Consider the following 9,735-nt stretch of genomic DNA (forward strand, 5'->3'; position numbering starts at 1 on the left):
GGGGCTGGCGTGCAGAGATCCGGTGTCGAGAAGTCCGGTATGGACAGGTACGGCTACAAGCTGGCCGCGCTCGCGTTGATCGCGACCGTCGCCGGTGTCGTCGCGCTGTCGGTCGCGCTGTTCGGCCAGGCATTCACCGAGCGGGTGCCGGTGATCGTGCACGCGCAGCGGGCCGGCCTGGTGATGGAGCCGGGCGCCCGCGTCAAGATGGCGGGGGTGACGGTGGGGTCCGTCGAGTCCATCACCCCGGGCGCCGACAACACCGCGTCGCTGGCGCTGTCGATCGACCCGGAATCGCTGGCGGCGATTCCCGCGAACGTGCAGGTGCAGATCACGTCGAACACCGTTTTCGGTGCGAAGTTCGTGAGTTTTGTCGAACCCGCGAGCCCGTCCGCCGAGCGGCTGGTGGCGGGGGCGACGATCGAGGAGGCCGACGTCACCGTCGAGATGAACACCGTGTTCGAGAATCTGACCCAGGTGTTGCGCACCGTGCAGCCCGAGAAGCTCGACGCCACACTCGGTGCTCTCGCGGGAGCGCTGCAGGGTCGTGGCGACGAGCTCGGTCGGGCACTGGCGCGAGGCGACGTATCACTCGTCGAGTTCGCCGGGGCGCGACCGGAATTGGAGCGCGTACTCACCACGCTGCCCGACGTGTCCGGCACCTACGACGAGGTGGCCCCCGACCTGATGCGCACCCTGTCGGGGTTGACGCCGGTCGGCAACACCGTCGTCGAACAGCAGGCGAACCTGGACCTGCTGCTGTTGAACGTGACCGGTCTCGCCGACACCGGCACCGACGTGCTCGGGGAGAATGCCGACAGGACAGTCGAACTGCTGTCGCTGATGGAGCCGTCGACCGGCCTGCTGGCGGAGTACTCCTCGGTGATTCCCTGCATGTTCCGCGGGCTCGAGGAGAGCAAGGCGATCGGTGACGCCGCCTACAACGCGCAGCCCGGACTGAAGATGTCGATCAGCCTGGTTCCGGGATCCGAACCGTACCGGTACCCGGACGACCTGCCGAAGGTCGCGGCGACCGGCGGTCCGCACTGCATGGGGCTTCCGCTGCGTGATCCGAACGTCCCCGCTCCTTTCCTCGTCACCGACACCGGAGTCAACCCCTTTGCGCCGGACCGGATGCCGAACGGCGGTCAGCCGGTGTCGGGTGACCTGATGAGCTACCTGTTCGGAGTGACGCGATGAACGAGAAGCGGAAGGTACCGGGGTATGCCGTGAAGTTCGGCATCTTCGCCCTGGTGATGGTCCTGGTGAACGCCGGACTGGTGCTGGTGTTCGGCCAGCTCCGCAGCGGCGGGTCGACGGCCTACGCGGCCGAGTTCACCAGCGCGTCGGGGCTGTCTCCTGGCGACAAGGTGCGGATCGCGGGGGTGTCGGTCGGGGCCGTCAGTTCGGTCGAGCTCGGCGCAGGACGCCGCGCGGAGGTCGAGTTCACGGTCGACGAGGGAAACACCCTGACGGTGCAGACGCGGGCAGCGGTGCGCTACCAGGACCTCGTGGGCAACCGCTATCTGGAACTTCTGGACAGTCCGGGTGCGTCGGAATCCCTCGCGGCGGGGGACACGATTCCGGTGGAGCGAACGGCGCCTGCACTCGACCTCGACGCTCTGCTCGGCGGATTCAAACCGCTGTTCCAGGCGCTGGACCCGGATCAGGTGAACCAGTTGTCGATGTCGCTGCTCGAGGTGTTGCAGGGCCAGTCCGGCACGGTCACGTCGCTGCTCGCGCACACCGGGTCGATCACCAACACCCTCGCCGACCGTGACGAGCTGATCGGTTCGGTGATCGAGAACCTCGACGTCGTACTCGCCGAACTGCGCGGGCGAGGAGGACAGTTCGGTGACACGCTCGATCAGGTTCAGCAACTCGTCTCCGGACTCTCCGCGGACCGCGAGATCGTCGGTGGTGCCGTGGAGAGTGTGAACACGGCAACGGGAACGTTCGCGGATCTGCTCGCCGACACGCGCCCGAACATCGCCGGGACACTGACCGAGCTGAACACCGCCCTCGATCCGATTGCCGCGGAGCAAGCCGAGCTCAACCGCATCGTCGAGTCGATGCCGTCCAACTACCGCCAGCTCGTCCGGATCGGCGCCTACGGGTCGTTCTTCAACTTCTATCTCTGCGGCATCGCGATGAAGGTCGATGGTGCGAACGGACAACCGATGACCGTCGACCTCGTCGACCAGACCACCGGGAGGTGTGCACCGCGATGAGGAACATGGTGGAAAGCCGCGCGGTGCGCGTCGGCGTCATCGGCCTGACCGTGACCGCCGCTGCCGTGCTCGCGGCGCTGCAGTACCAGAACCTGCCGTTCGTGCAGTCCGGCGTCCCGTACAGTGCCGTGTTCGCCGACGCGAGCGGACTCTCGTCGGGCGACGAGGTGAACGCGGCGGGGGTGAAGATCGGGACCGTCTCCTCGATCGACGTCGAAAACGGTCTGGCCCGAGTCGATTTCATTCTCGACGAGTCGGTGGACGTCGGCACCGCGACGTCGGCGTCCGTCACCACGATGTCGCTGCTCGGGAAGCGCGCCGTCACCCTCGATCTGGAGGGAGACGGCCGCATCGCGGTCGGTGGGCAGATCCCGCTCGAACGGACCAGGTCCGCGTACTCGCTGCCCGACGTGCTCGGCGACCTCACCACGACAGTCGAGGACATCGACCTCGACCAGTTGGCCGCCTCGCTCGACGAGGTGGGGAAGGTCATGGGGGACAGTGCCCCGATGCTGCGCCCGGCGGTCGACGGCGTCGCCCGGATCTCCGACAGTCTGAATCGGCGCGACGAGATGCTCCGGGACCTGCTCTCCGACGCGAACAACGTCGCGGGCATCCTCGCCGAGCGCGGCCCCCAGGTGAACGCCCTGCTCGTCGACGGCAACGCCCTGCTCGGCGAACTGGACCGCCACCGGGTGGCCTTGTCGGACGTCATCACCAACGTCTCCGCGGTGTCCCAGCAGCTCAGTGGATTCGTGCGCGACAACGAGGCGGAGTTCGGTCCCGTCCTGCAGAAGCTCGACACCGTTGTCGGTGTGTTGCAGCGGAACCGGGACAACATCGCACAGGGTATCGACGGTCTCGGCACGTATGTCGGAACGCTCAGCGACACCGTCGCCAGCGGTCCGTTCTACTACTCGTACATCCAGAACCTGCTGCCGGGGCAGTTCACCCAGCCGCTCGTCAACGCGCAGTTCGGCCTGCCGCCTGCGCCGCTGCCCATTCCGGAGGTCCGATGACGATCACCTGGCCGACCGGACGTCGGCGCACCATCGTGCTGGCCGTCATCGCCGTGGCGGTCGCTGCCGCCATCGCGACGGCGAGTTACCTCGCCGTGCAGCACTTCCGGTACTACCGGGTCACCGCGTACTTCACCTCGACGACCGGGCTCTACGTCGGTGACGACGTGCGCGTCGTCGGCGTCGATGTTGGTCGAGTCACGGGAATCGAACCCGACGGCGAGCGCATGCGAGTCGACCTGAAGCTCGACCGGTCGGTCCCGGTCGTCGCGGACGCGAAGGCCGTCATCGTCGCGCAGTCGCTGGTGTCCGCGCGGTTCGTGCAGTTGACGCCCGCCGTGACCGAGGACGGGACGCCCGCCCTCGAGGACGGCGCGGAGATCGGCGTCGACCGCACAGCAGTGCCCGTCGAATGGGACCAGGTCAAGAACGAGTTGGGCCGAGCCGCTGAGGCGCTCGGGCCGACCGAGGACGGACCCGGGCCCGCAGCAAACCTGCTGAACGGCGCCGGCGCCGCACTGGACGGCAACGGGGCGGCACTGGGCGATTCCGTCGTCGAGTTGTCGGACGCGATGACGATGCTCTCCGAGAGCGGCGGCGACCTCTTCGGCACCGTTCGGGGTCTGCAGACGTTCACCACCGCGCTCGCGGCGAGCAACGAGCAGATCGTGCAATTCCAGGGCAGGCTCGCCACCGTGTCCGGCCTGCTGGCCGACAGCAGGACCCAGATAGCGCCTGCCCTCGCCGATCTCGACGCCGCCGTCGTGGACATGCAGCGCTTCGTCACGCAGAACCGATCCGGGCTGTCCGAGCAGGTCACGAAGCTGGTCGACGTGTCGCAGGTCCTGGTCGACAAGCGGGATGGTCTCGAGCGAATCCTGCACGTGGCGCCGACGGCCCTGGCGAACTACTACAACATCTACCGCCCCGCACTCGGGTCGATGATCGGCGTCCCGGCCCTGCAGAACGTCGGCAACCCGGTCAACTTCATCTGTGGCGGAATTGCGGGCGTTGCGAACGCCACATCCGATCAGGCAGCGGACCTCTGCGCGGAGTACCTAGGGCCGCTGCTCAACACGGTCAAGGCCAACTACCCGGACATCACCGTCAACCCGGGCCGCGCCCTCGGCGCGACCCCGGACCAGCTGGTGTACAGCGAGCCAGGGCTCGAGCCCGCGGCCGCCGCCACCACGAAGCCGACCGGCGCCGCGATGGCACCGCTGACGATGCCGACGGTGCCGGTCCCGGATCTCGGAGGGCTGCTGGCACCGTGGATGGGGGAGCGATGAGCAGGCGCGCGTGGGGGACCGTCGGCATCGCCGTGGCCACGATGATCGCGGTGTCCGGGTGTGAATGGAGCGGACTGAACTCGGTTCCGCTGCCCGGCGCCGCCGGACGCGGCGAGGACAGCTTCTCCGTGACGATCGAGATGCCCGACGTGACCACGATCAGTCCCAACTCACCGGTGCTGGTCGCCGATGTGACCGTCGGCAGCATCACGGCCATCGAGACGGACAATTGGCACGCGAAAGTGACGGTTTCCCTGGACAACTCGGTCGCGTTGCCCGCGAACTCGGTGGCGCGGATCGGGCAGACCAGCCTGCTGGGGTCCAAGCACATCGCACTGGCGCCACCGTCGGACGTGCCGCCGGAGGGGCATCTGGAGGAGGGGGCGGTCATCCCGCTCGCCAGTGCGAGCGTGTACCCGACGACGGAAGAGGCGCTGACCGCGCTGTCGGTCGTCCTCAACGGTGGCGGCCTCGCGCACGTCCAGACGATCACCACCGAACTCAACAACACGCTCGGCGGGCGGGAGGAATCGGTCCGAGACCTGCTGTCCCAGCTGGATTCCCTGAGTGCCACCCTCGACGGACAGCGGGACGCGATGGTGCGGACGATGGCCAACCTCGACGGCTTCGCCGGCGACATCGCCTCGCAGCGCGAGGTGCTCGGCCGCGCCCTCGACGCTCTCGACCCGGCGATGACGGTGCTCGCGCAGCAGCGCGGCGACCTCACGGCGGCGCTCGCGTCCGTCGACAGGTTCGGGGCGGTGGGAACCGATCTCGCCCGCCGCAGTCGCGAGGACCTCAAGGCCAACCTGGAGGCACTGGAACCGACGCTCGAACAGGTCGTCGCAGCGGGGCCGACCTTGATCGACAACCTGGGCAACCTCACGACGTTCCCGTTCCCACAGGTCACGATCGACCAGGGCATGCGTGGTGATTACGCCAACCTGTGGGTGGTCGTCGACCTGACCGCCGCGCGGCTCCAGGAGAGCCTGTTCTTCGGGACACCGTTGGGGCCACCGATTCCGACCACCAACGGTGAGGTGGCGAGCCCACTCACGTCGCCGCTCGGCACGGACACTGGCGACGGGGGAGACCGATGATCCTCACGAAACTCGTTCGGATACAGCTCACCATCTTCGCGATCGTCGCCGTCGTCGGGATGTCGGCCGCCGCGGTCGCGTACCTCCGGGTACCGACCGCCCTCGGGATCGGGCGGTACACGGTCACGCTCGAGATGGACAACGCGGGCGGCCTCTACCGCAACGCGAACGTCACCTACCGGGGCGAGACCATCGGCAAGGTGGTCGAGGTACGCCTCGACCCCGAAACTGTGCGGGCGGAGTTGTCGCTGGAGAGTTCGGTGCCGGTCGCCGTCACAGATCTCGGGGTCGCGGTGCGCAGCGTGTCCGCGATCGGTGAGCAGTACGTGGACCTGCAACCGTCGACCACAGAGGGTCCGTACCTGGCCGACGGTGACGTGATCCCGGCGTCGCAGGTTGCCGTGCCGCAGGAGATCGGCCCGGTGCTCGATCAGGCGAAGGCAATGCTCGAGTCGGTGCCGCGGGACACCCTGCGGGCCGTGATCGACGAGTCCGCTGCCGCGTTCGCCGGGCGAGGACCCGACCTGGCGCGACTCCTCGATTCCACGGTGTCGTTCGTCGACCAGGCGTCCGACGCGACCACCCCCGCGACGACGCTGGTGCGCGAGCTCGCGCCGCTCCTCGACACCCAGGTCGTGACCGGCGATCAGATCAGGGAGTGGACCGCCAGCGTGGCGCACCTGAGCGAGCAGCTCGCGGAGGCCGACGGCTCGACCCGCGGGATTCTGGAGAAGGGGCCCGCCACGGCAACCGAAGCAGACGCACTGTTCCAGGACCTCCGTCCTACGCTGCCGCTGATGCTGGCGAACTTCACGAGTACCGCCCAGGTCGGTGTCACCTACAACCCGTCGATCGAACAGGTGCTCGTGATCCTGCCGCCGCTGGTGGCGGCGCAGGAGACGGTCGTGCAGAAGGGGCAGGCCGACGGAGCCGCGTACGTCAACTTCCACGTTCAGATCCAGGATCCCGCGGCCTGCTCCACCGGCTATCTGCCGGCGGACCAGCGCCGCGACCCCACCGACATGAGCGTGCCTGATACCCCGCCCGACCTGTACTGCAGCGTGCCGCAGGACTCCAAGTTCGCGGTTCGCGGCACACGCAACATTCCGTGTCTAGAGGTTCCGGGCAAGCGCGCACCGACGCCCGAGATCTGTCGCAGCGCCGAACCGTTCGTCCCCGCGGGCACCAATGCGCCCGGTGAGCTGTATTCGGGTCCCGACGGGATGCAGTACACGCACACGGACGTCGCGCCGACGGGAGGTGACGACGCATGGCAACAGCTACTCGGGCCGAGGTGACGCTCACCGAGGGTGAAAGTGAAGGCTCGGTGTCCGCGCCGGACGGAGGGCGGCTGCGTGGGTGGCGAATCCTGCTGGTACTCGTCGGTTCTGTCGCACTGTTCGGTCTGGCTGCCGCGACAGCCGCAGTGGCCGGGGATCGCCTTTCAGAGGGGTCCCGCGATCAGCATCGGGAGGCGATCGTCGCCGCCGCCACCGAGGGCGTGCTGGCGCTCATCGACGTGCACACCGATACCGCCGACGCCGACCTGCAGCGCCTGCGAGATCTGAGCACGGGTGCCTTCGCCGCCGAACTGTCCGACAGTGGAAGCGGGTTGGCGGCGGCGATCCGCGACTCCGCTGTCGACTCGACCGGGCGAATCGACGCTGCCGCGCTGGTCTCGGAGTCAGGGGAGCCGGGTGTGGTGATCGTTGCCGCGTCCGCGCAGGTCGTCAACTCCGGGAGCCCCGATGCGACACCGCGCACGTATCGACTGCGGGTCACCGTCGACGACGTGGACGGCGAGTTGATGATGTCGAAGGTCGACTTCGTGCCATGACCGCGAACGCGGAGACATCCACATCGGACCCGATGCGTCGGCGGCGGATCGTGCTGGTGGTGGTTGCGCTGTTCGCCACCGCGGCGGTCGTGGCGCTCGCAGTCCTGGCCTGGGTGGGACGGAGTGACGCCGCCCGTGAAGCTGCCCGCGTCGACGCACTCGCTGCCGCGCCATCCCTTGTCGAGACGGTGTTGAGTTACAACTCGCCCACGGTCGACGCGGACCTGGCCGAGGCCGCCGCCGTCACGACCGGCGACTTCCGTGGCAAGTTCACCGACTACGCAACAAAAACCGTTGCGCCGCAGTCGAAGACGGATGGAACGAGTACGCGGGCGCGAGTGGTCGACGTCGGCTACCTGGACGGAACGGCTGACCACGTGCGCGTGCTCGCTTTCGTCAACCAGATCACCACCTCGACCACACGGCCGGCGCCGGCGAGCGCGGGTAGTCGCATAGAGGTCGGGCTCGACCTGGTCGACGGGGAGTGGCGAATCGGGGAACTGACCCCGATCTGAGCAAGGGGAACTCCCCGGTGGGGGTGGTGACGGAACACCACCTTGGGTGCCTGTCGACACGGTCCGGATGGGCGCAGTCTTGAAGTCATCAAGCAAGACCAACCCCCACCGATCAAGGGAGACAAGAAATGTCGAACACCATCAAGCGAGTTCTGGCCACCGCGGCGATTGCCGCCTTCGCAGTCGCCGGCGGCGCCGGTATCGCTTCTGCCGACGCCAATGGCGGTAGCGCCAACGGCGGGTCGGCCACGACGGGTCAGGGCGGTGCCGGTGGTGCCGCGACCGGTGGAGCCAACGGCGGAGTCGTCATCGGCGGTGTGAACATCGGCGACGGCAACGGCGGGACGAACGTCGGGAACGCTCAGGGCGGTGCCGGTGGCAACAGTGGTGATGCCAATGCCAACGGTGGCACCGGTGGTGCGGGCGGTACGGACAGCTCGAACAGCAACAACAACAGTGGCAACACCACCACGACCACCACCACGGAGGACAACTGCGGATTCTGGTTCTTCTGCTGAGAACCGCCCTCTCAAGCTCGTGCCCGGCACCCCACAAGGTGTCGGGCACGGGTCTGTTCGCGGCGTTGGGCAGAAGGGGGGTGGTGACGGAACACCACCTTGGGTGCCTGTCGACACGGGTCGGATGGGCGCAGTCTTGAAGTCATCAAGCAAGACCAACCCTCCACCGATCAAGGGAGACAAGAAATGTCGAACACCATCAAGCGAGTTCTGGCCACCGCGGCGATCGCCGCCTTCGCAGTCGCCGGCGGCGCCGGTATCGCTTCTGCCGACGCCAATGGCGGTAGCGCCAACGGCGGGTCGGCCACGACGGGTCAGGGCGGTGCCGGTGGTGCCGCGACCGGTGGAGCCAACGGCGGAGTCGTCATCGGCGGTGTGAACATCGGCGACGGCAACGGCGGGACGAACGTCGGGAACGCTCAGGGCGGTGCCGGTGGCAACAGTGGTGATGCCAATGCCAACGGTGGCACCGGTGGTGCGGGCGGTACGGACAGCTCGAACAGCAACAACAACAGTGGCAACACCACCACGACCACCACGACCGAGGAGAACTGCGGAATCATCTGGTTCTTCTGCTGAGAACCGCCCCTCCAGCCCCGTGCCCGGCACCCACAAGGTGCCGGGCACGGGGCTGTGTCCGGGTGCCTCCCGAAGGGTGGGGGTGAGTCGCCACCTTGGGTGCCTGTCGACACGGGTCGGATGGGCGCAGTCTTGAAGTCATCAAGCAAGACCAACCCTCCACCGATCAAGGGAGACAAGAAATGTCGAACACCATCAAGCGAGTTCTGGCCACCGCGGCGATCGCCGCCTTCGCAGTCGCCGGCGGCGCCGGTATCGCTTCTGCCGACGCCAATGGCGGTAGCGCCAACGGCGGGTCGGCCACGACGGGTCAGGGCGGTGCCGGTGGTGCCGCGACCGGTGGAGCCAACGGCGGAGTCGTCATCGGCGGTGTGAACATCGGCGACGGCAACGGCGGGACGAACGTCGGGAACGCTCAGGGCGGTGCCGGTGGCAACAGTGGTGATGCCAATGCCAACGGTGGCACCGGTGGTGCGGGCGGTACGGACAGCTCGAACAGCAACAACAACAGTGGCAACACCACCACGACCACCACGACCGAGGAGAACTGCGGAATCATCTGGTTCTTCTGCTGAGAACCGCCCCTCCAGCCCCGTGCCCGGCACCCACAAGGTGCCGGGCACGGGGCTGGAGGGGCGGTTCTCAGC

General features: G+C 67.8%; 11 protein-coding genes. All 11 read left to right on the top strand.

Annotated elements, in window-relative coordinates; translation table 11 throughout:
- Positions 1-9 precede the first annotated feature (9 nt).
- The 11 genes from RHCRD62_RS23770 to RHCRD62_RS23820 all read left to right on the top strand — a co-directional run bounded on the left by RHCRD62_RS23770 (position 10) and on the right by RHCRD62_RS23820 (position 9,663).
- Positions 10-1,200 carry an MCE family protein gene (locus RHCRD62_RS23770; protein ID WP_253277456.1) on the top strand — a complete coding sequence of 397 codons (1,191 nt, stop codon included), beginning with the start codon at positions 10-12 and terminating at the stop codon, positions 1,198-1,200.
- A complete protein-coding gene (locus tag RHCRD62_RS23775) occupies positions 1,197-2,231 on the top strand; it encodes an MCE family protein (RefSeq protein ID WP_050067216.1) in 1,035 nt (344 codons plus the stop codon). Before RHCRD62_RS23770 ends, RHCRD62_RS23775 begins: the two co-directional genes overlap by 4 nt.
- Positions 2,228-3,250, top strand: a complete 1,023-nt coding sequence (locus RHCRD62_RS23780) for an MCE family protein (RefSeq protein ID WP_050067259.1) — start codon at positions 2,228-2,230, stop codon at positions 3,248-3,250. The genes RHCRD62_RS23775 and RHCRD62_RS23780 overlap by 4 nt, the downstream gene beginning before the upstream one ends.
- Positions 3,247-4,539 carry an MCE family protein gene (locus tag RHCRD62_RS23785; protein WP_050067217.1) on the top strand — a complete coding sequence of 431 codons (1,293 nt, stop codon included), beginning with the start codon at positions 3,247-3,249 and terminating at the stop codon, positions 4,537-4,539. Before RHCRD62_RS23780 ends, RHCRD62_RS23785 begins: the two co-directional genes overlap by 4 nt.
- Entirely contained in the window at positions 4,536-5,639 is a 1,104-nt protein-coding gene (locus tag RHCRD62_RS23790) for an MCE family protein (protein ID WP_050067218.1), read from the top strand. The genes RHCRD62_RS23785 and RHCRD62_RS23790 overlap by 4 nt, the downstream gene beginning before the upstream one ends.
- Positions 5,636-6,937, top strand: coding sequence for an MCE family protein (locus tag RHCRD62_RS23795; protein ID WP_050067219.1), 1,302 nt, complete (start codon positions 5,636-5,638; stop codon positions 6,935-6,937). Before RHCRD62_RS23790 ends, RHCRD62_RS23795 begins: the two co-directional genes overlap by 4 nt.
- Positions 6,910-7,476 (top strand): hypothetical protein, encoded by a 567-nt coding sequence (locus tag RHCRD62_RS23800; protein ID WP_157051043.1) that lies wholly within the window; start codon positions 6,910-6,912, stop codon positions 7,474-7,476. Before RHCRD62_RS23795 ends, RHCRD62_RS23800 begins: the two co-directional genes overlap by 28 nt.
- Complete coding sequence (locus RHCRD62_RS23805) at positions 7,473-7,991, top strand: hypothetical protein (protein ID WP_050067220.1); 519 nt, start codon at positions 7,473-7,475, stop codon at positions 7,989-7,991. The genes RHCRD62_RS23800 and RHCRD62_RS23805 overlap by 4 nt, the downstream gene beginning before the upstream one ends.
- Before the next feature lie 128 nt (positions 7,992-8,119).
- The gene (locus tag RHCRD62_RS23810) at positions 8,120-8,509 is read left to right on the top strand and encodes a hypothetical protein (protein WP_050067221.1); all 390 of its coding nucleotides are present in this window, start codon (positions 8,120-8,122) and stop codon (positions 8,507-8,509) included.
- Positions 8,510-8,695: 186 nt separating this feature from the next.
- Complete coding sequence (locus tag RHCRD62_RS23815) at positions 8,696-9,088, top strand: hypothetical protein (protein ID WP_050067222.1); 393 nt, start codon at positions 8,696-8,698, stop codon at positions 9,086-9,088.
- A 182-nt stretch (positions 9,089-9,270) separates the two neighbouring features.
- On the top strand, positions 9,271-9,663 hold the full coding sequence (locus RHCRD62_RS23820) for a hypothetical protein (protein WP_050067222.1): 393 nt from the start codon (positions 9,271-9,273) through the stop codon (positions 9,661-9,663).
- Positions 9,664-9,735: the final 72 nt, after the last annotated feature.

The organism is Rhodococcus sp. RD6.2, from assembly GCF_001040705.1.
Lineage (GTDB): Bacteria > Actinomycetota > Actinomycetes > Mycobacteriales > Mycobacteriaceae > Rhodococcus_G.

Bases quoted from the DNA above. Each gene is read 5' to 3' on its own strand.
- RHCRD62_RS23775 (WP_050067216.1), top strand. From the start codon at position 1,197: ATGAACGAGAAGCGGAAGGTACCGGGGTATGCCGTGAAGTTCGGCATC.
- RHCRD62_RS23815 (WP_050067222.1), top strand. From the start codon at position 8,696: ATGTCGAACACCATCAAGCGAGTTCTGGCCACCGCGGCGATCGCCGCC.
- RHCRD62_RS23795 (WP_050067219.1), top strand. From the start codon at position 5,636: ATGATCCTCACGAAACTCGTTCGGATACAGCTCACCATCTTCGCGATC.
- RHCRD62_RS23820 (WP_050067222.1), top strand. From the start codon at position 9,271: ATGTCGAACACCATCAAGCGAGTTCTGGCCACCGCGGCGATCGCCGCC.
- RHCRD62_RS23805 (WP_050067220.1), top strand. From the start codon at position 7,473: ATGACCGCGAACGCGGAGACATCCACATCGGACCCGATGCGTCGGCGG.
- RHCRD62_RS23785 (WP_050067217.1), top strand. From the start codon at position 3,247: ATGACGATCACCTGGCCGACCGGACGTCGGCGCACCATCGTGCTGGCC.
- RHCRD62_RS23790 (WP_050067218.1), top strand. From the start codon at position 4,536: ATGAGCAGGCGCGCGTGGGGGACCGTCGGCATCGCCGTGGCCACGATG.
- RHCRD62_RS23780 (WP_050067259.1), top strand. From the start codon at position 2,228: ATGAGGAACATGGTGGAAAGCCGCGCGGTGCGCGTCGGCGTCATCGGC.
- RHCRD62_RS23800 (WP_157051043.1), top strand. From the start codon at position 6,910: ATGGCAACAGCTACTCGGGCCGAGGTGACGCTCACCGAGGGTGAAAGT.
- RHCRD62_RS23810 (WP_050067221.1), top strand. From the start codon at position 8,120: ATGTCGAACACCATCAAGCGAGTTCTGGCCACCGCGGCGATTGCCGCC.